General features: G+C 71.9%; 25 protein-coding genes and 1 riboswitch. Of the genes, 1 reads left to right on the plus strand and 24 read right to left on the minus strand.

All coding sequences use genetic code 11. The features are described from left to right. Positions 1-68 precede the first annotated feature (68 nt). The 24 genes from argH to rpe form a co-directional block, all read right to left on the minus strand. A complete protein-coding gene (gene argH, locus B118_RS0107675) occupies positions 69-1,532 on the minus strand; it encodes an argininosuccinate lyase (RefSeq protein WP_027645245.1) in 1,464 nt (487 codons plus the stop codon). Between the two features lie 11 nt (positions 1,533-1,543). After that, positions 1,544-2,752: an argininosuccinate synthase gene (locus B118_RS0107680; protein WP_018220137.1), complete on the minus strand. Its 1,209-nt coding sequence runs from the start codon at positions 2,750-2,752 to the stop codon at positions 1,544-1,546. After that, positions 2,749-3,264 carry an arginine repressor gene (locus B118_RS0107685; protein WP_018215018.1) on the minus strand — a complete coding sequence of 172 codons (516 nt, stop codon included), beginning with the start codon at positions 3,262-3,264 and terminating at the stop codon, positions 2,749-2,751. The genes B118_RS0107680 and B118_RS0107685 overlap by 4 nt, the downstream gene beginning before the upstream one ends. After that, entirely contained in the window at positions 3,261-4,226 is a 966-nt protein-coding gene (gene argF, locus B118_RS0107690) for an ornithine carbamoyltransferase (RefSeq protein ID WP_018220138.1), read from the minus strand. The genes B118_RS0107685 and argF overlap by 4 nt, the downstream gene beginning before the upstream one ends. Further along, positions 4,223-5,542, minus strand: a complete 1,320-nt coding sequence (locus tag B118_RS0107695; protein WP_028192608.1) for an acetylornithine transaminase — start codon at positions 5,540-5,542, stop codon at positions 4,223-4,225. The genes argF and B118_RS0107695 overlap by 4 nt, the downstream gene beginning before the upstream one ends. After that, a complete protein-coding gene (argB, locus tag B118_RS0107700) occupies positions 5,539-6,426 on the minus strand; it encodes an acetylglutamate kinase (protein ID WP_018220140.1) in 888 nt (295 codons plus the stop codon). The genes B118_RS0107695 and argB overlap by 4 nt, the downstream gene beginning before the upstream one ends. Before the next feature lie 58 nt (positions 6,427-6,484). Then, positions 6,485-7,657, minus strand: a complete 1,173-nt coding sequence (argJ, locus tag B118_RS0107705) for a bifunctional glutamate N-acetyltransferase/amino-acid acetyltransferase ArgJ (protein ID WP_018220141.1) — start codon at positions 7,655-7,657, stop codon at positions 6,485-6,487. Beyond that, positions 7,654-8,655 carry an N-acetyl-gamma-glutamyl-phosphate reductase gene (gene argC / locus B118_RS0107710; RefSeq protein WP_018826667.1) on the minus strand — a complete coding sequence of 334 codons (1,002 nt, stop codon included), beginning with the start codon at positions 8,653-8,655 and terminating at the stop codon, positions 7,654-7,656. Before argC ends, argJ begins: the two co-directional genes overlap by 4 nt. A gap of 185 nt (positions 8,656-8,840) precedes the next feature. Then, complete coding sequence (gene pheT / locus B118_RS0107715) at positions 8,841-11,426, minus strand: phenylalanine--tRNA ligase subunit beta (protein ID WP_027647540.1); 2,586 nt, start codon at positions 11,424-11,426, stop codon at positions 8,841-8,843. A 36-nt stretch (positions 11,427-11,462) separates the two neighbouring features. Then, positions 11,463-12,530 (minus strand): phenylalanine--tRNA ligase subunit alpha, encoded by a 1,068-nt coding sequence (pheS, locus tag B118_RS0107720; RefSeq protein ID WP_018220144.1) that lies wholly within the window; start codon positions 12,528-12,530, stop codon positions 11,463-11,465. Between the two features lie 166 nt (positions 12,531-12,696). Further along, entirely contained in the window at positions 12,697-13,677 is a 981-nt protein-coding gene (locus B118_RS0107725) for a TrmH family RNA methyltransferase (RefSeq protein ID WP_028192609.1), read from the minus strand. A gap of 29 nt (positions 13,678-13,706) precedes the next feature. Next, complete coding sequence (gene rplT / locus B118_RS0107730) at positions 13,707-14,099, minus strand: 50S ribosomal protein L20 (RefSeq protein ID WP_018220146.1); 393 nt, start codon at positions 14,097-14,099, stop codon at positions 13,707-13,709. A gap of 33 nt (positions 14,100-14,132) precedes the next feature. Further along, complete coding sequence (gene rpmI, locus B118_RS0107735; RefSeq protein WP_011905775.1) at positions 14,133-14,327, minus strand: 50S ribosomal protein L35; 195 nt, start codon at positions 14,325-14,327, stop codon at positions 14,133-14,135. Positions 14,328-14,347: 20 nt separating this feature from the next. Then, complete coding sequence (gene infC, locus B118_RS0107740) at positions 14,348-14,962, minus strand: translation initiation factor IF-3 (RefSeq protein WP_018220147.1); 615 nt, start codon at positions 14,960-14,962, stop codon at positions 14,348-14,350. Between the two features lie 338 nt (positions 14,963-15,300). Then, on the minus strand, positions 15,301-15,780 hold the full coding sequence (locus tag B118_RS0107745; RefSeq protein ID WP_018220148.1) for a PH domain-containing protein: 480 nt from the start codon (positions 15,778-15,780) through the stop codon (positions 15,301-15,303). A 144-nt stretch (positions 15,781-15,924) separates the two neighbouring features. Continuing rightward, positions 15,925-16,770 carry an ATP phosphoribosyltransferase gene (gene hisG, locus B118_RS0107750; RefSeq protein WP_026185239.1) on the minus strand — a complete coding sequence of 282 codons (846 nt, stop codon included), beginning with the start codon at positions 16,768-16,770 and terminating at the stop codon, positions 15,925-15,927. A 47-nt stretch (positions 16,771-16,817) separates the two neighbouring features. Then, positions 16,818-17,081 (minus strand): phosphoribosyl-ATP diphosphatase, encoded by a 264-nt coding sequence (locus B118_RS0107755; protein WP_018215006.1) that lies wholly within the window; start codon positions 17,079-17,081, stop codon positions 16,818-16,820. A gap of 71 nt (positions 17,082-17,152) precedes the next feature. After that, the gene (gene ribH, locus B118_RS0107760; RefSeq protein ID WP_018220150.1) at positions 17,153-17,650 is read right to left on the minus strand and encodes a 6,7-dimethyl-8-ribityllumazine synthase; all 498 of its coding nucleotides are present in this window, start codon (positions 17,648-17,650) and stop codon (positions 17,153-17,155) included. Between the two features lie 2 nt (positions 17,651-17,652). Next, the gene (locus B118_RS0107765; RefSeq protein WP_028192610.1) at positions 17,653-18,915 is read right to left on the minus strand and encodes a bifunctional 3,4-dihydroxy-2-butanone-4-phosphate synthase/GTP cyclohydrolase II; all 1,263 of its coding nucleotides are present in this window, start codon (positions 18,913-18,915) and stop codon (positions 17,653-17,655) included. Further along, positions 18,912-19,610 carry a nicotinamide riboside transporter PnuC gene (gene pnuC, locus B118_RS0107770; protein ID WP_018810418.1) on the minus strand — a complete coding sequence of 233 codons (699 nt, stop codon included), beginning with the start codon at positions 19,608-19,610 and terminating at the stop codon, positions 18,912-18,914. The genes B118_RS0107765 and pnuC overlap by 4 nt, the downstream gene beginning before the upstream one ends. Further along, positions 19,610-20,311 carry a riboflavin synthase gene (locus B118_RS0107775; protein WP_027645250.1) on the minus strand — a complete coding sequence of 234 codons (702 nt, stop codon included), beginning with the start codon at positions 20,309-20,311 and terminating at the stop codon, positions 19,610-19,612. Before B118_RS0107775 ends, pnuC begins: the two co-directional genes overlap by 1 nt. A gap of 1 nt (position 20,312) precedes the next feature. Then, positions 20,313-21,374, minus strand: coding sequence for a bifunctional diaminohydroxyphosphoribosylaminopyrimidine deaminase/5-amino-6-(5-phosphoribosylamino)uracil reductase RibD (gene ribD / locus B118_RS0107780; protein WP_018220154.1), 1,062 nt, complete (start codon positions 21,372-21,374; stop codon positions 20,313-20,315). A gap of 159 nt (positions 21,375-21,533) precedes the next feature. Continuing rightward, a riboswitch (FMN riboswitch) is annotated at positions 21,534-21,707 on the minus strand. Between the two features lie 58 nt (positions 21,708-21,765). Further along, positions 21,766-22,812: a GGDEF domain-containing response regulator gene (locus B118_RS0107785; RefSeq protein WP_018810416.1), complete on the minus strand. Its 1,047-nt coding sequence runs from the start codon at positions 22,810-22,812 to the stop codon at positions 21,766-21,768. After that, positions 22,748-23,428, minus strand: a complete 681-nt coding sequence (gene rpe / locus B118_RS0107790; protein ID WP_018220156.1) for a ribulose-phosphate 3-epimerase — start codon at positions 23,426-23,428, stop codon at positions 22,748-22,750. The genes B118_RS0107785 and rpe overlap by 65 nt, the downstream gene beginning before the upstream one ends. Before the next feature lie 274 nt (positions 23,429-23,702). Between rpe and B118_RS0107795 the strand changes: the two genes are divergently transcribed. Further along, positions 23,703-24,581, plus strand: coding sequence for a septum formation family protein (locus B118_RS0107795; RefSeq protein ID WP_028192611.1), 879 nt, complete (start codon positions 23,703-23,705; stop codon positions 24,579-24,581). Positions 24,582-24,599: the final 18 nt, after the last annotated feature.

Below are 24,599 nucleotides of genomic sequence, written 5' to 3' on the forward strand. Positions count from 1 at the left end.
TGCTCGACGGGCGGGGCGGTCCGCTTCGCGGACGCCCCGCCCGTCGATGAACTGGTCAGGTGAACCGGTCAGCGGGGAACGACCTGCTCGGCGGCCCACTCCCGCCAGCCGGCGAGCTGGTCGGCGGCGGCGGCGAGCTGCTCGGCGACCGGACCCGGGCCGGTGGAGCCCGGGGTGGTGCGGGCGGCGAGCGCGCTCCGGACCGACAGCACGTCCCGCACCGACGGGTCAAGGTGCTCGCTGACCGCGGCGAGGTCGTCGTCGGAGACCTCGTCGAGCGCGCAGTCCCGGGCCACGCAGAGCGCCACCAGCCGGCCGGTGATCTCGTGCGCCTCGCGGAACGGTACCCCGCGGCGGACCAGCCAGTCGGCCACCTCGGTGGCGAGCGAGAAGCCCTCCGGCGCGGCGGCGACCAGCCGGTCGGCCCGTACCGTCATCGTGGAGACCATCCCCGCGAGGGCCGGCAGGAGCAGCTCCAGCGTGTCCACCGCGTCGAAGGCGGGCTCCTTGTCCTCCTGCATGTCCCGGTCGTAGGTCATCGGCAGGCCCTTGAGCATGGTGAGCACACCCACCAGGCCCCCGACGAGCCGGCCGGACTTGCCTCGGGCCAACTCGGCAATGTCCGCGTTCTTCTTCTGCGGCATGATCGACGATCCGGTGGCGAAGGCGTCATCCAGCTCCACCCAACCGAACTCCGGCGACGTCCACAGCACCACCTCCTCCCCGAGGCGGGACAGGTGCACGCCGATCAGCGCGGTGGTGAAGAGGAACTCGGCGACGAAGTCCCGGTCGGCGACGGCGTCCATCGAGTTGGCGAAGGACGTGCGGAAGCCCAGCTCCCGGGCGACCGCCACCGGGTCCAGCGGCAGGCCGGAGCCGGCGAGCGCACCGGCGCCGAGCGGACTGATCGCGGTGCGGTGGTCCCAGTCGCGCAGCCGCTGTAGGTCGCGCAGCAGCGGCTGCACATGGGCGAGTAGCCAGTGCCCGAAGGTGACCGGCTGGGCGGGCTGCAGGTGGGTCATGCCCGGCGTCGCGGTGTCCACGTGCCGCCCGGCCTGCTCGACCAACGCCTCAGCCAGCTCGACCAAGCGAGCGGCCACGCCCCGGGCGTGGTCACGCAGGTAGAGCCGCAGGTCCGTGGCGACCTGGTCGTTGCGGGAACGGCCGGCGCGCAGCTTGCCGCCGAGCCGGCCGAGCCGCTCCAGCAGCCCCCGCTCCAGGGCCGTGTGCACGTCCTCGTCTTCCACGGTGGGCCGGAACGTGCCGGCGGCGCAGGCGGCCTCCAGGTCGTCCAGGGCCGCCAGGATCTGCCCCAGCTCCTCGGCGTCCAGCAGACCGGCGCCGGCCAGGACCCGGGCGTGTGCCCGGGACCCCGCGAGGTCGTAGGGGGCGAGCCGCCAGTCGAACTGCACGCTCACCGACAGCCGGGCGAGTGCCTCGGCCGGGCCGCCGGCGAAGCGGGCTCCCCACAGACTGGTCCGGTTGGTGGCTGCGCTGTTCTCGGTCAGGCTCTCGTCGTCCACCCCGCCCATTGTGGCAGCGCTCACCGCGCCCCACCCAGCCGGGCGTCCCGCTCCGCCGACATCTTGCTGGGCAGGCCCCACAGCTGCACAAACCCCTTGGCCAGGGACTGGTCGAAGGTGTCACCGGTGTCGTAGGTGGCCATGCCGAAGTCGTACAGGCTGGCCTCGGACCGCCGACCGGTGGCGGTCACCCGGCCACCGTGCAGGGTGAGCCGTACCTCGCCGGTGACGTGCTGCTGCGAGTCGTCGACGAAGGCGTCCAGCGCGTCCTTCAGCGGGGAGAACCACAGGCCGTCGTAGACCAGCTCGCCCCAGCGCTGGTCCACGCTCCGCTTGAACCGGGCCAGGTCGCGCTCGACGGTGACCGCCTCCAACTCCTGGTGTGCGGTGATCAGCGCGATCGCGCCCGGCGCCTCGTACACCTCGCGGCTCTTGATCCCGACGAGCCGGTCCTCGACCATGTCCAGCCGGCCGATGCCCTGCGCGCCGGCACGCCGGTTCAGCTCCACGATCGCCTGGTACGGGGTGACCGTCTCCCCGTCGATCGCGACCGGGTTGCCGGCGTCGAAGGTGATGACGACCTCGTCCGCGTCCCGCGGCTGGGTCGGGTCGGCGGTGTAGGAGTACAGGTCCTCGATCGGCGGGTTCCAGATGTCCTCCAGGAAGCCGGTCTCGACGGCCCGGCCCCACAGGTTCTGGTCGATCGAGTAGGGCGACTTCGCCGTCACGTCGATCGGCAGCCCCTTCTCCTCGGCGAACGCGATCGCCTTGTCCCGGGTCCAGGCGTAGTCCCGAGCCGGCGCGACGATCCGCAGATCCGGGGCGAGCGCCCCCAGGCCGACCTCGAAGCGAACCTGGTCGTTGCCCTTGCCGGTGCAGCCGTGCGACACGATGGTGCCGCCGTGCTTGCGGGCGGCGGCCACCAGGTGCTTGACGATCAGCGGCCGGGACAGGGCGGAGACCAGCGGGTACCGGTCCATGTAGAGGGCGTTGGCCCGGACGGCGGGCAGGCAGTACTCGGCAGCGAACTCGTCGCGCGCGTCGACCAGCTCGGATTCCACGGCCCCGCAGTCGAGCGCCCGCTGCCGGATCGCCTCCAGGTCCTCACCGCCCTGCCCGACGTCGACCGCCACGGCGATCACTTCGGCGCCGGTCTGCTCGGCCAGGTACGGGATCGCGACGGAGGTGTCCAACCCTCCGGAGTACGCCAGAACGACCCGCTCAGTCATGATGTGATGCTCCTTTCAACGTTGTCTTCGCGGCGGGCCCAGCCGGCGAGTTGGTCGCCGAGCGCGGCTCCGCCGTCGGCCGCGCGGGCCACGACGAGGATGGTGTCGTCGCCGGCGATCGTGCCGACGACCTCGGGCAGGCCGGCGCGGTCCAACGCGCTGGCCAGGTACTGGGCCGCACCCGGTGGGGTACGGAGCACGGCGATGTTGCCGCTGGCGTCCACCCCGTTGAGCAGCTCGCGCAGCAGGCGCACCAGACGCGCCGGCGCGGTCTCGGCCTCCCGCAACGGACGCTGACCGTCCTCCGGGATCAGGTAGACCCCGCGGCCGTCGCCACCGCGCACGGTGACCGCGCCGAGTTCCTTGAGGTCCCGGGAGAGGGTCGCCTGGGTGGCCTGGATACCCTCCCCCGCCAGCAGGTCGCCCAGCTCGGTCTGCGAGTGGATCGCCTTGTCCCGGATCAGTTCGACGATGCGGGCGTGCCGGGCGGCGCGGGTCAGCGGGGCGCTCATGCGCGCTGCCCGGTGGTGCCGCCCGACACCGGCGCGTCCGGGGTGGTCCCGAGGAGGAACGTCAGCAGCGCCTTCTGGGCGTGCAGCCGGTTCTCCGCCTGGTCGAAGACGGCGCTCTGCGGACCGTCGAGCACCTCGTCGGTGATCTCCTCGCCGCGGTGCGCGGGCAGGCAGTGCAGCACGATCGCGTGCGGCGCGGCGTGTGCGAGCAGCGCCGTGTTGATCTGGTACGGGCGGAACGGGGTGACCCGGTCCAGCCCGTCGGACTCCTGCCCCATCGAGGTCCAGGCGTCGGTGGCGACGGCGTCGGCGTCGCGGACCGCCGCCACCGGGTCGGTGCCGGTACGCACCGACCCGCCGGTGCCGGCGGCGATCTTCTCCGCCCGGGCCAGCACGGCCGGGTCCGGACTGAACCCGGCGGGCCCGGCGATCCGGACGTGCATGCCGGCGGCGGCGCCGGACAGCAGGTACGAGTGGCACATGTTGTTCGCCGTGTCGCCCAGGTACGTCAGCGTCCGCCCGGCGGTGCCGCCGAGGTGCTCGCGGATGGTGAGCAGGTCGGCCAGGAGCTGGCACGGGTGGTACGTGTCGGTGAGGGCGTTGACCACCGGCACGGTCGCGTGCGCGGCGATCTCGGCGATCCGCTCGTCCCCGTGGGTCCGCAGCACGATCGCCGCCACGTAGCGGGAGAGCACCCGTCCGGCGTCGGCGAGGGTCTCGCCCCGGCCGAGGTGGGTCACCTGGCTGTCCACCACCAGCGGATGTCCGCCCAGCTCGGCGATGCCGACGTCGAAGGACATCCGGGTCCGCAGGCTCGGCTTGTCGAAGAGCACCGCCACCGCTCGCGGGCCGGCCAGGGGGCGATACCCGAAGCGGTCCGCCTTCATGCCGGCGGCCAGGTCGAGCACCGTCGCCTGTTCGGCGGGAGTGAGGTCGTCGTCCCGCAGGAAGTGCCGGATCATGTCCTGGCCTCCGTCGTGCTTGGGGTGGTCGGGGTCGGAATTCTGGCCGGTTGGGCCGGCGGGCTGGGGTTGCCCGGTCCCGCTGACCGACCCCCGGCGCCTAGGGTCGAGTCGGCGGCGGCGCGGGTCGCGTCGAGGCCGGCCGGGGTCGAGCTGGCAGCGTCGAGGGCCGCCGGCAGGGCGGCCAGGAAGGCATCGGCCTGGTCGGCGGTGAGAATCAGCGGTGGGGCGAGCCGGATGACACCCGGCTGCACCGCGTTGGCCAGGAAGCCCGCCTCCCGCAGCGCCTCGACGGCGACCGCCGCGACCGGCGCGGTCAGCACGATCCCGAGCAGCAGGCCGGCGCCCCGTACCTCGGCGACCAGGGGATGGTTGAGCGCCTGGACGCCCCGGCGGAGCTGATCCCCGACCCGCTCGACGTGGTCGAGTAGCCCGGTGCCGGCGATCGTGGACAGCACCGCCAACCCGGCGGCGCAGCTGATCGGGTTCCCCCCGAAGGTGGTGCCGTGGGAGCCGGGGCGCAGCAGGTCGGCCGTGGGGCCGAAGGCGATGCACGCGCCGAGCGGCAGGCCGCCGCCGAGCCCCTTGGCGAGCGTCACCACGTCCGGTTCGATGCCCTCGGCCTGGTGGGCGAACCAGTGCCCGGTGCGGCCGATCCCGGTCTGCACCTCGTCGAGCACCAGCAGGGCGCCGTGCTCGGCGGTGATCCGGCGGGCCTCGGCGAGGTAGCCGGCCGGCGGTACGACGATGCCGTTCTCCCCCTGGATCGGCTCCAGGATCACCATCGCGGTCGCATCCGTGACGGCCGCCGCCAGCGCGGCGCTGTCGCCGTAATCGACGTGGGTGACGGTGGTGGGCAGCGGACGGAACGGGTCGGCCTTGGCCGGCTGGCCGGTGAGCGCCAGCGCCCCCATCGTGCGGCCGTGGAAGCCGCCCCGGGTCGCGACGACCTCGGTCCGCCCGGTGAGCCGGGAGATCTTGAACGCCGCCTCGTTCGCCTCGGCGCCCGAGTTGGCGAAGAAGACCCGTCCCGGTCGGCCGGCGAGGGCGAGCAGCAGCTCGGCCAGGGCCACCGGCGGCTCGGCGGCGTACAGGTTCGACACGTGCCCCAGCGTGGCGACCTGCTTGGAGACGGCGGAGACCACCGCCGGGTGGGCGTGGCCGAGGGTGTTGACGGCGATGCCGCCGAGCAGGTCCACGTACTCCCGGCCGGTGTCGTCGACCACCACGGCGCCTGCGCCGCCGACCAGCGCGAGCGGCGGCGTACCGTAGCTGTCCATCATGGAATCTTGCCAGCGGTCACGAAGCGGGCTCATCCGGGAATCACCATGGTTCCGAAGCCTTCCGAGGTAAAGATCTCCAGCAGGGTCGAGTGCGCGACCCGCCCGTCCACCACGTGCGCGGCGGGCACGCCCCCGCGCACCGCCCGCAGGCACGCCTCCATCTTGGGAACCATCCCCGACTCCAGGGACGGCAGCAGCTTCGCCAGCTCGTTCGCGGTGACCTCACCGACCAGGCTGGACCGGTCCGGCCAGTTGGCGTACAGGCCCGGCACATCGGTCAGGACGACCAGCTTGCGCGCCCGCAGCGCGATCGCCAACGCCGCCGCGGCGGTGTCCGCGTTGAGGTTGTGCGGCACGCCGTCCGCATCCGGGGCCACCGTCGAGAGCACCGGGATCCGACCGGCCTCGAGCAGGTCGGTCACCGCCGAGATGTCCGCCGACTCCACATCGCCGACCTGGCCGACGTCGACCGGCAGCCCATTGACGTACGCCGGGCGTCGGACCGCGGTGAACAGACCCGCGTCCTCGCCGGAGAGCCCCACCGCGAACGGACCGTGCGCGTTGATCAGCCCGACCAGTTCCCGGCCGACCTGACCCAGGAGCACCATCCGGACCACGTCCATCACCTCTGGCGTGGTGACCCGCAGCCCGCCCCGGAACTCACTCTCGATGCCGAGGCGGTCCAGCATCGCCGAGATCTGCGGCCCGCCGCCGTGCACCACGACCGGCTTCAGGCCGGCGTGGCGGAGAAAGACCATGTCCGCGGCGAACGCCCGCCGCAGCTCCGGATCGGCCATGGCGTTGCCGCCGTACTTGACCACGACGGTCGAGCCCGCGAAGCGGGCCAGCCACGGCAACGCCTCGATCAGGGTGGCGGCCTTGGCCTGGGCGCCGGTGAGATCCGCGGTGACGCTCATGCCCGAACCTGCCTTCCGTCTCCGGTCGCGGTGCCGCGCCGCGCGGCGATCCTCGTGCTCACGACGAGTACGCCGAGTTCTCGTGGACGTACCCGTGGGACAGGTCGTTGGTCCAGATCGTCGCCGCGGCGGCGCCCGCCCCCAGGTCGATGCAGATCGTCACGTCCATACCCCCGAGGTCGACCTTGGACCGGTCCTCGGCGGCGGCGCCGCCCCGGCACACCCACACCCCGTTCACGGCCACATCGACCCGCTCCGGCTCGAACGCCGCCGCGGTGGTGCCGACGGCGGCGAGGATGCGCCCCCAGTTCGGGTCGTTGCCGAACAGCGCGGTTTTGACCAGGTTGTTCCGGGCCACGCTCCGGCCCACCTCGACCGCGTCATCCTCGCTCGCCGCGCCGACCACATCGATCGTGATCTGCTTGGTGGCGCCCTCGGCGTCGGCGACGAGTTGCTGCGCGAGGTCGTGGGCGACGGCGGTGACCACGGCGGTCAGCTCGGCCTCGGTGGGCGCGACGCCGCTCGCACCGCTGGCCAGCAGCAGCACCGTGTCGTTGGTGGACATGCACCCGTCCGAGTCGACCCGGTCGAAGGTGAGCCGGCAGGCGGCCCGCAACGCCGCGTCCAGGGTCTCCGGGTCGGCGACCGCGTCGGTGGTGAGCACGCTGAGCATCGTGGCCATCGCCGGTGCGAGCATGCCCGCGCCCTTGGCCATCCCACCGACGGTGAAGCCCGCGCCGTGCCCGACCGCGTTCTTCGGCCGGGAGTCGGTGGTCATGATGGCCTCGGCGGCGGCCGGTCCGCCGTCCTGACTCAACGCCTCGACCGCCGTACCCACCCCGGGCAGGAGCCGGTCCATGGGCAGCCGCTCGCCGATCAGGCCGGTGGAGCAGACGGCCACCTCGCCCGCGCCGAGGTCCAACCCGGGGGCGACGGCGGTCAGTACCGCCGCGGTGTGCTCCGCGGTGGCGTGGGTGTCCTGGAAGCCACCGGGGCCGGTGCAGGCGTTGGCGCCGCCCGAGTTGAGGATCGCGGCGCGCACCAGACCGCCCTGGACGACCTGCTGGGTCCAGAGCACCGGCGCGGCCTTCACCCGGTTGGCGGTGAAGACACCGGCTGCCCCGGCGTGCGGGCCGTCGTTGACGACCAGGGCGACATCGGCCGTCCCGCCCTCCTTGAGCCCGGCGGGCACCCCGGCCGCCCGGAATCCACGGGGAGTGGTGACGCTCACGGGGTAACCCCCCAGACGGACAGGCCGGTGGCCTCCGGCAGGCCGAGCATGATGTTGGCGTTCTGCACCGCCTGGCCGGCCGCGCCCCGACCGAGGTTGTCCAGGCCGCTGACCACGATCATCCGTCCGGCGTCGACGTCGACGGTCGCCTGCAGGTGGCAGGAGTTGGAGCCGAGGGTCGCGGCGGTGTGTGGCCACCGCCCCTCGGGCAGCACGTGCACGAAGGGCGCACCCGCGTACGCCTCGGCGAGCACCGCCTGCGGGTCGACCTCGCGTACGGGCACGGCGGTGACGGTCGCGAGGATCCCCCGTGGCATCGGTGCCAACACCGGGGTGAACGACAGGCTGGTCGCCCCGGTCGCCTGCTTGATCTCCGGAACGTGCTGGTGCGCACCGACCCGGTACGGCGACAGATCCCCCATGACCTCGCTGGCCAGCAGGTGCGCCTTGGTGGCGCGGCCGGCGCCCGCGGTCCCGGAGGCGGCCACCACCACCACGTCGGCGGGCTGGGCCGCGCCGGCGGCGATCAGCGGGGCGAGCGCCAGGATGATGGCGTTGGCGTAACAGCCGGGGTTGGCCACCCGGGTCGCGGCGGCGATCCGCTCGCGCTGACCCGGTAGCTCGGGCAGACCGTAGGTCCACTGCCCGGCGTGGGTGCCGCCGTAGTAGTTGGCCCAGGCGTACGGGTCGGCCAGCCGGTGATCGGCACCGAGGTCAACCACGCGCACCTCCGGCGGCAGCTGCGCGGCCAGCGCTGCCGACTCGCCGTGCGGCAGCGCCAGGAAGACCAGGTCGGCATCGGCCAGGGCCGCCGGGTCGGTCTTGGCCAGCACCAGATCCAGCCCGGTCAGCTGCGGGTGCACGGTGTCCAGCCGGTGTCCGGCCTGGCTGTGCGCGGTGGCGGCGACCAGGTCGAACTCCGGGTGCCCGGCGATCAGGCGCAGCAGTTCACCCCCGGCGTAGCCGCTCGCCCCAGCGACCGCAACTCGGATCCCCATACCTACCTCCGTATGACAATGCAGGAAAGGTTAGCAGTGACCGCATGATCATACAAAGCAATGCATGGTGATGAGACCGTGTTCTGGATCACCAGCCGCCACCCACGGAAGGGCCCGCGTCGCGTGTCGCGACGCGGGCCCTTCGACGGAAAACCCCAAACGGCGGGAAGAGGCGAGGTCTGCCCTCACACGCCGCGGAGAGTAGCGCCGAAGCGCTCCGCGACACAGGCAACCGCCGCGTCCCGCGCCGCGACCGCCTCCTCCACCGTCAGCGTCCGGTCCGGCGCCCGGAAGGTCAGCTTGTACGCCAACGACCGACGACCCGCGCCGAGCTGCTCACCGACGTACACGTCGAAGAGCCGAACCGACTCCAACAGCGCACCGGCCCCCGCCACCAGCGCCCCCTGCACCTCGGCCACCGGCACGTCGACATCGACCACCAGCGCCACGTCGATCAGGGCGGGCGGGAAAGACGAGAGCACCGGGGCCTGCCGCACCGGGGCCGCCGGAACCGCGTCCAGGTCCAACTCCATCGCGGCGGTACGGCGCGGCAACTCCAGCCCGGCGATCACCGCCGGATGCAGCTCTCCCGCGTACCCGACAGCCACGCCATCCACCACCAGCTGCGCACAGCGCCCCGGGTGCCAGGGGGCATGCTCCACCGCCCGTACGGCCACCCGGTCGGCGGGAATGCCGGCGGCGGCGAGCACCGACCGAGCCGCCTCGACCGCGTCCGCCCAGCCAGCCGGGCGCCCCTCGCCCCACCAGCCACCCGGCTCGACCTCGCCGGCGAGCACCACGGCGACGTGCCGAGGCTGCTCCGGCAACACCGCGTCGGCGGCGGCGAACTCCGCGTCCGACGGCCGGTGCTCCACTCCCATCGCCGGCGGAGAGCCGGCCTCCGCCCGCGGGTGGAAGACCGTGCCGATCTCGTACAGCGCGAGGTCCCGCTGGCCTCGGCCCAGGTTCCGTCGGAGCACCCCGAGCAGCGGGCCGAGCAGCGTCGTCCGCAGTGCCGGCTCCTCCTCCGACAGCGGGTTGGCCAGCCGCACTGCCCGCCGCCGGGCATCATCGGCCGGCAGGCCCAGCTGGTCAGCCAGCTCGACTGCCACAAACGGCGCGGAGAGCACCTCCACGTACCCCTGGTCGGCGAGCATCCTGGCCACCGCCCGCCGACGCCGCTGCTGCCAGGTCAGGCCCCGACCGACGGGGGCCGCCGGCAGCACCGCCGGCACCCGGTCGTAGCCGTCGAGGCGAACCACCTCCTCGACCAGGTCGGCCGGGTCGGTCAGGTCGGGTCGCCAGGTCGGCGGGGTAACCAGGAACGACACCGCGCCACCAGCGGCGACGCCCACCGCACCCGGATCCGCGGCGAGCCGATCCGGGCCGCCAACGACCGTGCAGCCAACCTCGGTGAGCAGGGCAGCCACCCGCTCCGGCGAATAAGTCACCCCGACCCGTCGAGATGGCAGATCCGCCGGCAGGACCACCGGGGTCGGCGCCGACACCTGATCGATATCGAGGATCTCCGCACCGGCCGCGCCGCCGCCGTGCTCCACCAGCAGCCGCACCGCCCGGTCGACGGCGACCAACGGCAGGGCCGGGTCAACGCCCCGCTCCCACCGCTTGGCCGCCGCGCTGAACAGCCGGTGCCGGCGGGCCGTGCGCCCCACCATCACCGGATCCCAGTGGGCGGCCTCGAACAACACGTTGCCGGTCTCCGCGACCACCTCGCTGCTCTCCCCACCCATCACGGCGGCGAGCGAGATCGGGACACCGGCGTCGGCGCCAGCAGCCGAGATCGGATTCGGCAACCCGGCATCAGAGATCACCATGTCCTCGGCGACCAGTGTGCGCGCCACCCCGTCCAGGGTGGTCAACCGCTCCCCCGCCACCGCCCGGCGGACCACCAGCGGGCCGGTGATCCGGTCGGCGTCGAAGGCGTGCATCGGCTGGCCCAGCTCGAGCATCACGTAGTTGGTGATGTCGACCGGCAGCGAGAGGCTGCGGATACCGGCGGTGGTGAGCCGCTGGACCATCCAGGCCGGCGACGGCGCGGCCGGGTTGACACCGCGGACCATCCGCGCCGCGAACCGGTCACAGCCGACCGGATCCCGCACCTCCACCGGGTACGCGGGGGCTTCGGTGCCGGCCGGGGCGGACGCGATACCCGGGTCCCGAAACGGCACCCCGAAGGCGTGCGACAACTCCCGGGCGATCCCCCGCACCGACATCTGGTAACCCCGGTCCGGGGTCAGCTCCACCTCGACCACCACATCGTCGAGGCCCACCACGGGGCGGGCGTCGTCACCCGGCTTGGCGGGGCTGGAGTCGGGCAGCACGATGATGCCGGCGTGGTCGTCGCCCAGGCCCAGCTCCTTCACCGAGCAGATCATGCCCTTGGAGTTGCGCCCATACGTCCGGCGCGCCCCGATGGCGAAGTCACCGGGCAGCACCCCACCGGGGAGGATCACCACCACCCGGTCGCCGACCGCGAAGTTACGCGCCCCGCAGACGATCTCCTGCAACTCGCCGGTGCCGTTGGCGTCCCCCACGTCCACCCGACAGAAGCGAATCGGCTTCTTGAAACCGGTCAGCTCCTCAATCTCCCGCACCTCGCCGACGACCAGCGGCCCGGTGACCGTACCGGCCAGGTCCACGACGGACTCCACCTCGATACCGAGGCCGACCAGGGACTGCTCAAGGTCGGCCGGGGTCAGGTGCGCCGGCAGGTCAACGTACTCACGCAGCCAACTGACAGAAACTCGCATGACTCAGATCACCGTCTCCGTAACTCGTGCCCGCGCCTACGCGCCGTACCCGAACGCCCGGGCGAACCGGACGTCCCCCTCCACCAGGTCCCGCATGTCGCTGACGCCGTGCCGGAACATGACCGTACGGTCGATGCCCATGCCGAAGGCGAATCCGGAGTAGACCTCCGGGTCGATGCCGCAGGCCCGCAACACCCGCGGATTCACCATGCCGCAGCCACCCCACTCAACCCACTGCGCACCCCTGCGGTGCTCCGGGAACCACACGTCGAACTCCGCCGACGGCTCGGTGAACGGGAAATAGTGCGGCCGGAAGCGGGTTCGCGCCTGGGGCCCGAACATCGCTCGGGCGAAGTGGTCCAGCGTGCCGCGCAGGTGCGCCATCGTGATGCCACGGTCCACCACCAGGCCCTCGACCTGGTGGAAGACCGGCGCGTGGGTGGCGTCCAACTCGTCGGTCCGGTAGACCCGGCCCGGGCAGATCACGTAGATCGGCGGCGTGCGGGTCAGCATCGTCCGCGCCTGCACCGGCGAGGTGTGGGTCCGCAGCACCATGCCGGAGTGCTCCGGCGCGACGTGGAAGGTGTCCATCAACCCCCGCGCCGGGTGGTCCGGCAGGATGTTGAGCGCGTCGAAGTTGGTCCACTCCAACTCGACCTCGGGGCCCTCGGCCACCTCATAGCCCATTCCGACAAAGAAGTCGGTGATCTGCTCCATCAACGTACTGACCGGGTGGCGGGCCCCGGCCGGACGCCGGTCGGACGGCAGGGTGACATCCACCCGCTCCTCGACCAGCATCCGCTCGGCCTGCTCCCGCTCCAGTACCTGCGCGCGCGCGGCGTAGGCGCTCTCGATCGACCGGCGGGCCTCGTTGACCCGCTTGCCGGCGTCGGCCTTGGCGGCCGGCGGCAACGCGCCGATCTCACGTCGGGCCAGCGACGCCGGGGCCCGGTCCCCGAGGTGGGCCGGGCGCAGCGCGGTCAGCTCATCCGGATTGGCGGCGGCGGCGAAGGCCACCTCGGCGGTGGCGACGGCCTCGGCCAGTGCGGCCGGGTCGAGCAGGGCGACCTGCTTCGGGTCGTACGGGTCGTTGCGATAGGACATGGCGTACAGGCACTCCCTCACGGCGGCGCCAGCCTTGTCAGGCGGCGAAGCGAGTCTACGGACGCGCGGCTGTGCCGCAGCCCGCCGGTGGGAGTCGCGCGGAGAGCGGGTCAGGCCCGCCGCCCGCCGGCACCGGCGGGCTGGCTAAACGAACGCCGTTGCGCGTTCACGGGCGGCCGCTCTCCTTCGCTGCCTCGATCGTGGTGCCGGCCTCAACAGCGGCTACTTCCTCGACCGCTGCTACCTCCTCGACCGCGGGTCTGGCCGCAACCGCGGTTGTGGCCTCGACCGGGCGCGGGGACGACGGCCGGCGCTGCGCTCTCGCTGAAGCGTACAGGCACACCGCCGCCGCGGCAGCCAGGTTAAGGCTCTCCGCCCGCCCATGCAGTGGTACCCGGACCCGGGCCGCGGCGGCCGCGGTCAACCCGGCGGGCAAGCCGTGCGCCTCGGAGCCGAAGACCCAGGCGGTGGGGGCGGCCAACCGGCCGGCATCAACCAGGTCGTCCAGGTCGTCCGCGCCGTACCCGGTGGTGGCCAACACGGCGAGCCCGGCGGCCCGCAGGTCGGCGATCACCTGCAGCGGATCGGGCGCCCGCACCACGTCCACGTGGAACAGGCTGCCCGCCGACGCTCGCACCACCTTGCCGTTGTAGGGGTCGACAGCCGTACCGGCGAAGACCACCGTCTGGGCTCCGGCCGCATCGGCGGTACGCAGGACCGTGCCGGCGTTGCCCGGATCGCGGATGTCGGCGAGGACGGTGACCAGCCGCGGCGCACGCGCGAGAGCGGTGGCCAGCGGTAGGTCGAGATGTTGACAGACGGCGATCAGGCCCTGGGGAGCGACCGTCTCGGCGAGCCCGGCGAGTGCCGCGTCGGTCACCTCGGAGACGGGTAGGTCAGCAGCGGCGGCCTGCGCGGCCAGGTCCCGGTACCGGTCCAGGGCGGCCGGCGTACCGAAGAGTTCCAGGACCGTGCCCGACCGAGCCAGGGCCTCGCGGACCGCCTGTGGCCCCTCGGCCAGGAACCGACCGGTGGCCTCGCGGTCCCGGCGGCGGTGCAGCCGACGGGCCGCCACGATCCGTGGGGTGCGGGGGGTGAGTGGTCCGGAGACGGCGTCGAGGCGCCTCCCGTGCGATGGTGACTGCATGGGAGACGCCTCGCGCTGCCGTGGGTGGATCAGGCGGCCTGGGCGCCGGCCCCGCCGGTGCCCTGCTCCGCGACGGCCGCACGGGCCTTCTCGACGATCGCCGCGAAGGCGGCGGCGTCGTTGACGGCCAGGTCGGCCAGGATCTTCCGGTCGACCTCGATGCCGGCCAGCCTGAGGCCCTGGATCAGTCGGTTGTAGGTGAGCCCGTTGGCGCGGGCACCCGCGTTGATCCGCTGGATCCACAGCTGCCGGAAGTCGCCCTTGCGGTCACGACGGTCCCGGTAGGAGTACTGCATCGAGTGCAGCATCTGCTCCTTGGCCTTGCGGTACAGCCGGGAGCGCTGACCGCGGTAGCCACTCGCGGTCGCCAGCAGGGTACGGCGCTTCTTCTGGGCGTTCACAGCCCGCTTGACGCGTGCCATCTCAGCTCCTTCGTTGGTTCAGGGTGGCGCGCGTCAGCGGCCGAGCAGCTTCTTGATGCGCTTGACATCCGGCTTGGCCACCTCGACCAGCCCGGTCAGCCGGCGGGTACGGGTGGAGGACTTCTTCTCCAGGTTGTGGCGCAGGCCGGCCTGCTGCTTCACGATCTTGCCTTTGCCGGTCACCCGGACGCGCTTGCCCATCCCGGTGTGGCTTTTCATCTTCGGCATGTGGAACGTCTTCTCCCCTGCTACTCGCCGGCGGTTCCGGCGGGTCCGGCCGCCTCGGCCGGCGGTGCTGCCGCGGCGGCACCGGACTCCCGCTCGCCCCGCGGCAGCGTGCCACCGCGGGCCGCGGTGGCGGCAGCCTTGGTGGCGCGGTGCGGTGCGAGCACCATGATCATGTTTCGGCCGTCCTGCTTCGGCGCGGCCTCGACGTACCCCAGCTCCGAGATCTCGGACTCGAGCCGACGCAGGAGCCGGTAGCCCAGCTCCGGGCGGCTCTGCTCGCGACCCCGGAACATGATCGTCACCTTGACCTTGTCGCCGGCCTTGAGGAACCGCACCACGTGACCCTTCTTGGTCTCGTAGTCATGCGGATCGATCTTCGGCCGAAGCTTCATTTCCTTGATGACGGTCTGCTGCTGATTACGCCGCGCTTCGCGCGCCTTCAGTGCGCTCTCATACTTGAACTTGCCGAAGTCCATGAGCTTGCACACCGGCGGGCGCGCCATTGGCGCAACCTCGACCAGGTCCAGGTCGACGTCCGCGGCCAGCTGAAGGGCGCGCTCCAGCGGGACGATGCCCACCTGCTCACCCTCGGGACCGACCAGTCGGACCTCACGTGCCCGGATCTGCTCGTTCACGCGTGGTTCGACGCTGATGGGGCCTCCTCGAGTCGAGTCTTCTGCATTGCCGACCCGACGGCTCCCGGGTGGGAACCGACACGGAAAGCAGAAGGCCCCGACAGCTGCCGGGGCCCGCTCGACCGGTCGGCACGACCATATAGTCGCGCATCCGACACCGAGGCGTGCTCAGAATCGGAGACCGGACCCGGCCGCCGCGCGGCGACTCAGGTGGGAGCAGGCGCTCCGCTTTCGAAGCCAGCCGCGAAGGCAGCTGGCCTGGTCGTTTCCCATAGCCTACACCCCGCGCCTGGTCCACCCCAAACCGGGCATCAACCCCGCGCCACGGTCCGGCGGGGTCAGTGGCCGGCGGGGTCAGTGGCGGCTGCGCCCCCAGCCAGCCGGGCCTGATGCAGCCGGCGCAGCCGGCGGACCGCGTCCACGGCCAACTCCTTGTCGGCAGCCTGAAGAGCAAGCATCGGCACCAGGTCGTCATCGTGCAGCTCAAGGCTGGCCCAGGGCGCCCCGCGGTCGAACCGGACACCACGAACAAGCTCCCAGGGCAGCTCGTACGAGCCGATCACGTTCTGCACCCGGACCCGCTGCGCGTCGGCCTCCACCCGCGGCCGGGTGAAGAGCAGGAAGGCAAGCGCGCCGAGCACGCCGAGGCCGACCATGCCGAGTTGGTCGCCTCGCTGAAACGAGCCATAGCCACTGCCGGTCGCCCCGTGCAGCGACGTCGCCAACACCGTGAACAGCAACACCAGGGCAATCGCCGAGGCCCAGCAGACCACCCGGATGCGCCGGGGCCGGATCCGGAACGCTTCGGTTTCGCTCACCGCGCCAGTCTGCCACCCCCGCCCGGGCGGCCCGCGCCCGGCACGCAGCCGGGCACGGCGAGGCGCGGGCCGAGGCGACGGCCCGGCCGGGGACGGAAGTCCCGGCTCCGTGCTCCCGGCCCGGCTCCGTATCCCCGGCCCGGCTCAGAGACGGCAGGCCTGGATGTTCGTGACCAGGATCGCGCGGGCACCGACCTGGTACAACTCGTCCATGACCCGGTGCACATCGTCACGGAGCACCATCGCCTGCACCGCCACCCAGCCCTCCCGGTGCAGCCGGGAGACGGTTGGCGACTCGATGCCCGGAGTCAACGAACTGGCCCGAGCCAACAGGTCGGCCGGAACGTCGTACGTCAGCATCACGTAACGCCGGGCGACGAGCACGCTCTGCAGACGGCGGAGCAGCAGCTCACACTGCGGGTGGGGCGGCGCGGCAGAGCGGCAGACCAGGACGGCGGACGAGCGCAGTAGCGGCTCACCGAAGACCACCAGGCCGGCCTGACGCAGCGTGGCACCGGTCTCCACCACATCGGCGACCACGTCGGCGAGGCCCAGCCGGATGGCGTTCTCCACCGCGCCGTCCAGGCGGATCACGTCGGCCTTGACGCCCAGCTCGGCGAGGTGCCGCTCCACCAGGCCGGGGTATGCGGTAGCGACCCGACGTCCGTCCAGGTCCTGCGCCGAGGCGATGTCCTCGGGCCGAGCGGCGAACCGGAAGGTGGCCTGGCCGAAGGCCAGGTCGACCACCTCGGTGGCGGGCGCGCCGGAGTCGACCAGGAGGTCCCGGCCGGTGATGCCGACATCCAGGTCCCCGGAGCCGACGTAGGTAGCGATGTCCTTCGGACGCAGATAGAAGAACTCAATGTCGTTCGAATCGTCCCGGCAGACCAGGTCCTTCGGGTCGGTTCGCTGGCGGTAGCCCGCCTCGCGCAGCATCTGAGCGGCCTTCTCGGCCAAGGTCCCCTTGTTGGGTACCGCGACTCGCAGCATGACGGAATGCTCCTTGTCGGAAAGCGGAAGGGTCGGCACGGGAGACATCACAGATGTCGGTAGACGTCCTCAAGATCGAGGCCAGTGGCGAGCATCAACACCTGCACCTGGTAGAGCAGCTGGGAGATCTCCTCGGCGGTCCGCTCGGGCCCCTCGTGCTCGGCTGCCATCCAGGACTCGGCCGCCTCCTCGACGACCTTCTTGCCGACGAAGTGCACCCCCTTGTCCAGGGCCGCGACGGTCCCCGATCCGGGGGTGCCGGCCGCGGCCTTGGCCTGCAGCTCGGCAAACAACTCCTCGAACGTCTTCACAGGCTCAATTCTTGCAACCCGCCGGCAACCGCGGCTCCACCGGGATCGGAGTGTCCCACGATGCCGAAACCTCAGGCGCCGAAGCCCACCCGCGGGGTGACGCCAGCCAGGCCCCGAACCGCGAGCGCCGCGTCGAGGACCGCGATGGTCGTCGCCCATCCCTTGTCCTCCGCCGAGCCGGGCAGGCCAGCCCGGTCCCGAGCCTGCTCGATCGTCTCCACGGTCAGCACACCGTGCCCCACCGGCTTCCCCTCATCCAGGGCGATCCGGGTAAGCCCATCGGTAACCGACCGACAGACGTAGTCGAAGTGAGCGGTGGCCCCCCGGACCACCACCCCGAGCGCCACCACCGCGTCGCAGCGCCGGGCGAGCGCCTGCGCCACCACGGGTAGCTCTACCGAGCCGGCCACCCGGGCCGCCGTGGCACCGGCGCCACACGCTTCGGCGGCGGCGACCGCCCGGTCGAGCATGTGATCGGTGAGCTCGCTGTGCCACCGGGCGGCGACCACCCCGACGGTCAAACCCGCGGCAGCAACAGCATCGATGCCCGGTTCCCCGAAGCCCGCCATCCCTATGCTCCAATCCCATCACCGACGATGGTACGACCCGTCGGCGCCTCAACAACCTCGTCGAACTCCAGCAGATGTCCCATCCGGTCCCGCTTGGTTCGCAGGTAGTCCACGTTCTCGGGGTGCGGACGGACCGGCAGGTCCAGGCGGCCGGTGACGGTCAGGCCGTACCCCTCCAGGCCGGCCCGCTTGGCCGGATTGTTGGTCAACAGCCGCATCGACCGCACCCCCAGGTCGTAGAGGATCTGCGCGCCGGTGCCGTAGTCCCGCGCGTCCGCCGGCAGGCCGAGCTCCAAATTCGCGTCAACGGTGTCCCGGCCCAGGTCCTGCAACTGGTACGCCTGGAGTTTGTGCAACAGCCCGATGCCGCGCCCCTCATGGCCGCGGAGGTAGAGCACGACTCCGCGGCCTTCCTGGGCGACCCGTTCCAGGGCAGCGTCCAGTTGCGGGCCACAGTCGCAGCGCAACGAGCCGAAGACGTCACCGGTGAGGCACTCGGAGTGCACCCGTACCAGCACGTCCCGACCGTCGCCGAGATCACCCAGCACCAGGGCGACGTGCTCGGCCGAGTCGTAGTCGCCGCAGTACCCCAGCGCCCGGAAGACCCCGTGCCGGGTGGGGAGCCGCGCCTCGGCGACCAGCTCGACCTGCTTCTCCGTCCGCCGGCGATACGCGATCAGGTCCGCGATGGTGACCAGGAGTAGCGAGTGCTCGGCGCAGAACCGCTCCAGGTCCGGGCCCCGCATCATGGTGCCGTCGTCGTTGACCAGCTCGCAGAGGACGCCCACGGGGCGTAGCCCGGCCAACCGGGTGAGGTCGGTCGCGGCCTCGGTGTGACCGGGCCGGCGCAGCACACCCCCCTCGCGGGCCCGCAGCGGAACCACGTGACCGGGCCGGGCCAGATCCTCCGGCCTGGTGCCGGGGTCGGCGAGCAGCCGGATCGTGTGCGCCCGGTCGGCGGCGGAGATGCCGGTACTCACGCCCTCCCGGGCATCCACGGTCACCGTGTAGGCGGTGCCGCGCCGGTCCTGATTGGTGTGGTGCATCGGCGGCAGGTCCAGCCGGTCACACTCACCCTCGGTCAATGCCACACAGATGTAGCCGGAGGTGTAGCGGACCATGAAGGCGACCAGCTCGGGCGTGGCCAGCTCGGCCGCGAAGATCAGATCGCCCTCGTTCTCCCGGTTGGCGTCGTCGACCACGACGACGGGCCGACCGGCGTTGATCTCCGCCATCGCTCGTTCGATCCTGGCAAAAGTGGTCACGCCGCAGCCTCCGCATAGCTCGATGGAATCGGCACGAGGTCGGTACGAGCAGCACGCGACGTCCGCCACCAGGCGGCGAGTCCCCAGACGCAGAACGCGCCGTAGACGAGGTACATGGCCGCCGAGGGATAGAACCCGCCGCGCAGCAACAGTGGCAGTCCGACCACGTCGACGGCGATCCAGATCAGCCAGAAGTCCACATATCCACGGGCCATGCCGTACGTGGCGAGCAGGCTGCCGGTCAGGATCCAGGCATCCGGCAGCGGCCCCCACGAGCCCAGGGCGGCGAGGACCGGGTAGCTGACGGCGGTCCCGACGACGGCAGCCACCAGCAGTCCGAGCCGCTCCCGTCCGGTGGCCCAGCGGGGCTCCACCGCGGCGGCGGAACCGGCACCGCCCCGGCGGCGATTCCGTGACCAGCGCCACCAGCCGTAGAGGCCGAGCCCGAAGAAGAAGACCTGCCGGCCGGCCTGGCCGTAGAGGTCGTGTGCCTGTGGGGTGGCGAACGCTCCGCCGAGGAAGACGGTGAACAGCAGCGCGTTACCGATCATGCCGACCGGCCAGGCCCACACCACCCGGCGCAGGCCGAACATCGCGGCGGCCAGGCCGAAGACGTTGCCGACGATCTCGCGGACCAGCACCGGCGAGCCGGCGAGACTCACCTGCGCTTCCAGCAGCCAGCCGAGCGGCCCCATCACGCCGCCCCGCCCACTGGCGCGGCACCGGGCCGGTCAACAGCGACGGGCCGGTCAACAGCGACGGATTGGTCGTCAGCGGCGGACTGGTCGGCCGGCCCGGCCAACTGGCCCCCGCCGAGCAACCGCTCGACATATTTGGCCAGGACGTCAACCTCGAGGTTGACCGCGTCGCCGACGCTCCGAGAGCCCAGCGTCGTCAGCCGCAGGGTGGTGGGGATCAGGCCCACCTCGAACCAGTCGGGTCCGACACCCGCCACGGTCAGGGACACCCCGTCAACGGTGATCGACCCCTTCGTCACCACATAGCGAGCCAGGTCAGTGGGGAGGCGGAAGCGGACCGTCTCCCACCGCGCGGCCGGTTCCCGGGCCAGCAGCTCGCCAACACCGTTGACATGCCCCTGAACCAGGTGGCCGCCGAGGCGGCTGCCGAGGACGGCGGCCCGCTCCAGGTTCACCCGGTCACCGACGCGCAGCATCCCGAGTGCGGAGCGCCGCAAGGTCTCGCCCATCACATCGGCGGTGAAGGTACCGCCGGCGAGTTCCACCACGGTCAGGCAGACTCCGTTGACCGCGATGGAGTCACCGGGCCGGGCGTCGGCGACGACCAACGGGCCGTTGATGGTGACCACCGCGGAATCCTCCGCGCTCTCCGCGATGCGGATGACCTCACCGAGTTCCTCGACGATGCCGGTGAACATGTCAGCCCTCCCTCTTCCGGGGCAGTGCGGTGATCCGCAGGTCGGGACCGACCTGGGTAACGTCCACGACCTCACAGTCGATGGCATCGGTGATCGTGGTCACCCCCGCGTCCGCCAACGCGGTAGGGCCGGCACCGAGCAACCGGGGCGCGACGTAGCCAACGATCTTGTCGACCAACCCGGCGGCGAGGAAGGCACCGGCCAGCCGCGGCCCTCCCTCCAGCAGCGCGGCGCGCACCCCGCGCTGGTGGAGCGCGGCGAGCAGCGCCGACAGATCGACTCGGCCCACCGAATCGGTACCAACCTCCTCGGCGGTGGCGATCCAGGTGGACGCGGCGTCGTCGCGGACCCGCGCTCCGGCCGGGGTCCGGCCCGCCGAGTCCACCACCACCCGCAGCGGCTGCCGGATGGCGAGGCTGCCGTCGCGCAGGTTCCGAACGGTCAGGCGCGGGTCGTCGGCGAGGACCGTGCCCACCCCGGCGAGAACGGCGTCCACCGTGCCGCGCAGCGCGTGCACATCCATCCGGGCCGCCTCGGAAGTGATCCACATGCTGGTGCCGTCGGCTGCGGCGGACCGCCCGTCCAGCGTCGCCGCGTACTTCCAGACGAGGTACGGCCAGCCCCGACGCGTTGAGGTCAGCCACGCGGTGTTGCCCGCCTCCGCCTCAACGGCGCGTACGCCCAGGTCGACCCGGACCCCGGCGGCCCGCAGCGTGGCGGCGCCACCGGAGGCAGCCTGGTTCGGGTCGGGTACGGCGATCACCACCCGGGCAACGCCCGCCTGCACCAGCGCGGTGCTGCACGGGCCCGTACGGCCGGTGTGATCGCAGGGTTCCAGCGTGACCACCGCGGTGCCGCCCCGCGCCCGCTCCCCCGCGTGGGCGAGCGCGACGATCTCGGCGTGCGGCCCACCGGCGTACGCGTGGAAGCCCTCACCGACGACCTGACCGCCCGGGTCGAGCAGCACGCAGCCGACGACCGGGTTGGGGCTGGTGGTGCCGAGGCCGCGTGCGGCAAGTTCAACTGCGCGACGCATCGCCTCGTCCACGGAGACGCCGGCCATGCCTTGCCCTCCCGCCCGCCGATCGGTGCGCGGGCGGCGATGGGAGCGGCGGCATCGGGCCGCGGGCGTGCGGTGGCGGAGATCCGGCAACGGCACAGCCGCCCCGGGAGGGCCGCACGGCACGCCGAGACCGGCGGCCGGGCAGGGCCCGTCCGTCCCGCGCGCTGTCTCCCATCCGGACTGTCTGGACGCGGGCAGGCCCGCACCCAACCGTCGGCCCCGGATTTTCACCAGGTCCACCGGGCGGACGAACCGCTCCCGGGTCGCGGGCTTACCACAGCCAGGCCGTGGATCACCGCCGGTTCGGAATTACACCGAGTCCCGCCAGCGCGTGGTGGGTACCACCCGAAGTCTTACACGCTCTGGGGGGTCAACGGCTACCCCCAGCGCGCTACTTCACAGAACGATGACTCGAATCCGACACTCCGCGACGCCGGTCCACCGCCACGTACGACCCCGGCTGGCTCTTGGCCACCGACTTCATCTCGGAGGCGATCGTCATCGCCGCCAGTGGATTCGTGAGCCGTTTGTCGGCATCCGAGACCGAGACGCCGATCGAGAGGGTGACCAGCGCGGCGCGGCGTAGGTTGCCCCGCCGATCCTTGAGCTCCACGTAGCCGCGAGCCGCGTCGGGCGGGTCGTACAGCGCGTCGGCCGCCTGCTCGAAGTCCGCGGAGACCTGCGAGGTCAGCTGCCGGACCTGGTCCGGGGTGCTGACAAAGATGAAGTCGTCACCGCCGACGTGGCCCAGGAAGGCCGGTGGGAGCCCCACCGAGACGACCGCCTGGTGCAGGCTGCGGGCCAACGCGGAGATGAAGTCGTCGCCACGGACGAACCCGTAGACGTCGTTGACACTCTTGAAACGGTCAATGTCGATGTAGCCGACCGCGTAGTCGGCCCCGACCCGGATCCGGTCGGCGATCTCCCGCCGGATCCGGCTGTTGCCGGGTAGCCCGGTCAGCGGCGAGACCTCGCGGAACTCCTTGTTCCGGCGCAGCGTGGAGCTGACCCGGGCCACCAACTCGGCAGTATCGAAGGGCTTGACCAGGTAGTCGTCGGCACCGGCGCTGAGGCCGTGCACCTTGTCCACGGTCATCCCCTTGGCGGTCAGCATGATCACCGGGAGGGCGGCGGTCATCGGGTTGGCCCGAAGCCGTCGGGTCAGCTCCATCCCGTCCATCCGGGGCATCATCAGATCGACCACGGCCAGGTCGGGGCGGTGCCGCGCGATCACCTCAAGCGCCGCCTGGCCGTCCCCGGCATGGATCACCTCATAGCCGTGCAACCGCAGGTTGAACTCGACGAACCGGGCGATGTCCTCGTCGTCGTCAACGACCAGAATGACGTCCTGGCGATCCCCTTCGGGCTCCACGTCAGGCCCGGGGCGCCGCGCACTGGGCCAGGGACCGCAGCCGGCGTACGGCCTCGGCCGGGTCATCGGCGCCGAAGACGGCGGTGCCGGCGACGAAGGCGTCCGCGCCCGCCTCGGCGGCCTCGGCGATGGTGTCCACGGCGATCCCACCGTCGACCTCGATGCGCAGCTCCAGGTGACCAGCGTTGACGTGTCGACGGGCGGTGCGCACCTTGTCCAACAGGTTCGGAATGAACCGCTGCCCACCGAACCCCGCCTTGATCGTCATGATCAACAAGGTGTCGAAGCTGGGCAGCAGGTCCAGGTACGGTTCGATCGGGGTGTCCCGGTCGATCGCCAACCCCGCCTTCGCACCGGCCGAACGGAGCTCCTTGGCCAGCGCGACCGGGTCGGCACAGGCCTCGGCGTGAAACGTCACGTTGTACGCCCCGGCGTCGGCGTAGCCGGGCGCCCACCGCCGCGGATCCTCGATCATGAGGTGCACGTCAAAGGGAAGCCGGGTGGCGGCCCGCAGGCTCTGCACGACCGGCAACCCGATCGTCAGATTCGGCACGAAGTGGTTGTCCATGACATCCACGTGCACCCAGTCGGCGGTGTCTTCGATGGCACGGACCTCGTCGGCGAGGCGGGCGAAGTCGGCGGCCAGAATGCTCGGCGCGACGATTGGCAGCGGTACGGTCACGAGGCCAGTGTACGAACGCAGCCTCCCATCGCCACCGGTGCGGCCCCGCCGAGCCGCTCGGGCGCATCCCGCGGCTACCCGACGGGAACTGACCATTGCGGACCGGGACGCCGGGCGGCGCCGTCGCTCCACAGCGGTCGTCGGCGGGCGAGCCGGCGGGCAGCCACGCCTACCGAGTCGCTGACGGCACACGGAACCGGTTTGCCACGTGCCGTAAGCTGCCGCACCGTGGCGTGTTCGGACGCCATACCTACCGCGCCCGGGAGGACGCCGGATGAAACGAGTCACGCTGTCCGCCACGGTGGTGGCCCTGACGCTCGTCGGATGTGCTGCCGCGCCGCCGGGAACCGACGGAGATCTGGTTGACGACTGGGCCCCCCTCGCCGCCGCGACGGGTTTCACGCCCGAGGCGGGCACCTGCCACCCCACCGTATCCGAGGTCGGCTACCGCAGCGCGTACGCGCCGACTCCCTGCGACCAGCCGCACACGTCGGAGACCCTGTACGTCGGCACGCTGACCGGGGCCGACGCGACGGGTTCCCGGCCACCGGAAACCGACTCGTCCGCGATGCGGACCGCCTACGCCACCTGTGAGCGGGAGGTAAACGAGGCACTGGGTGCCGACTGGCGCAGTGGACGGATCGGCCTCTCCGTCATCCGCCCGTCGCGAGCTGGATGGGAGGGGGGCTTCCGCTGGTTCCGCTGCGACGTGAGCGAGTACGAGGGCCTGAACGAACCGAGCGTGGTCTCCCGCACCGCCAGCCTGGTTGGAGCACTCAAGGGCGACTCCCCGCTTCGGCACACCTGCTTCAAGCCGACCCTGAGCGACGACCGGGTCGAGGCGATGACACCGGTGGCGTGCACCGAGAAACACCGCGCCGAGTTCGTCGGCGTCTGGACCGCACCGGAGACCGACTACGCCGAGTTCCAACGCAACGAGGACCGGACCGGCGAGAGCTGCTACAAGCTGATTGCCGAGTACGCCGAGGTGCCCCGCAGCGACGTGGAGTACCGCACCGGCTACATCCTCTACGCCCCGCTGGAGGAGGAGTGGCTCACCGGCAACCGGGGGGTGCAGTGTTTTCTCTACGTCAGCGGCCGGAGCCTGACCCGGTCGATGAAGGACGCGGGCAAGGCCGGCCTGCCGCGGTAGTGCGGGCCGCATCCGGGA

The sequence above is a fragment of the Salinispora pacifica CNR114 genome (genome assembly GCF_000514775.1).
Classification (GTDB): Bacteria; Actinomycetota; Actinomycetes; order Mycobacteriales; family Micromonosporaceae; genus Micromonospora; species Micromonospora pacifica.

Excerpts from the sequence above, each read along its gene's own strand:
- B118_RS0107775 (WP_027645250.1), bottom strand. The coding sequence starts at position 20,311 with ATGTTCACCGGCATCGTCGAGGAACTCGGTGAGGTCATCCGCATCGCG.
- argH (WP_027645245.1), bottom strand. The coding sequence starts at position 1,532 with ATGGGCGGGGTGGACGACGAGAGCCTGACCGAGAACAGCGCAGCCACC.
- argF (WP_018220138.1), bottom strand. The coding sequence starts at position 4,226 with ATGATCCGGCACTTCCTGCGGGACGACGACCTCACTCCCGCCGAACAG.
- B118_RS0107795 (WP_028192611.1), top strand. The coding sequence starts at position 23,703 with ATGAAACGAGTCACGCTGTCCGCCACGGTGGTGGCCCTGACGCTCGTC.
- ribD (WP_018220154.1), bottom strand. The coding sequence starts at position 21,374 with ATGGCCGGCGTCTCCGTGGACGAGGCGATGCGTCGCGCAGTTGAACTT.
- B118_RS0107680 (WP_018220137.1), bottom strand. The coding sequence starts at position 2,752 with ATGACTGAGCGGGTCGTTCTGGCGTACTCCGGAGGGTTGGACACCTCC.
- B118_RS0107725 (WP_028192609.1), bottom strand. The coding sequence starts at position 13,677 with ATGCAGTCACCATCGCACGGGAGGCGCCTCGACGCCGTCTCCGGACCA.
- B118_RS0107785 (WP_018810416.1), bottom strand. The coding sequence starts at position 22,812 with ATGACCCGGCCGAGGCCGTACGCCGGCTGCGGTCCCTGGCCCAGTGCG.
- argB (WP_018220140.1), bottom strand. The coding sequence starts at position 6,426 with ATGAGCGTCACCGCGGATCTCACCGGCGCCCAGGCCAAGGCCGCCACC.
- hisG (WP_026185239.1), bottom strand. The coding sequence starts at position 16,770 with ATGCTGCGAGTCGCGGTACCCAACAAGGGGACCTTGGCCGAGAAGGCC.
- rplT (WP_018220146.1), bottom strand. The coding sequence starts at position 14,099 with ATGGCACGCGTCAAGCGGGCTGTGAACGCCCAGAAGAAGCGCCGTACC.
- pnuC (WP_018810418.1), bottom strand. The coding sequence starts at position 19,610 with ATGGGGCCGCTCGGCTGGCTGCTGGAAGCGCAGGTGAGTCTCGCCGGC.
- pheS (WP_018220144.1), bottom strand. The coding sequence starts at position 12,530 with ATGTCCTATCGCAACGACCCGTACGACCCGAAGCAGGTCGCCCTGCTC.
- ribH (WP_018220150.1), bottom strand. The coding sequence starts at position 17,650 with ATGGCGGGCTTCGGGGAACCGGGCATCGATGCTGTTGCTGCCGCGGGT.
- B118_RS0107695 (WP_028192608.1), bottom strand. The coding sequence starts at position 5,542 with ATGAGCCCGCTTCGTGACCGCTGGCAAGATTCCATGATGGACAGCTAC.
- rpmI (WP_011905775.1), bottom strand. The coding sequence starts at position 14,327 with ATGCCGAAGATGAAAAGCCACACCGGGATGGGCAAGCGCGTCCGGGTG.
- B118_RS0107685 (WP_018215018.1), bottom strand. The coding sequence starts at position 3,264 with ATGAGCGCCCCGCTGACCCGCGCCGCCCGGCACGCCCGCATCGTCGAA.
- pheT (WP_027647540.1), bottom strand. The coding sequence starts at position 11,426 with ATGCGAGTTTCTGTCAGTTGGCTGCGTGAGTACGTTGACCTGCCGGCG.
- argC (WP_018826667.1), bottom strand. The coding sequence starts at position 8,655 with ATGGGGATCCGAGTTGCGGTCGCTGGGGCGAGCGGCTACGCCGGGGGT.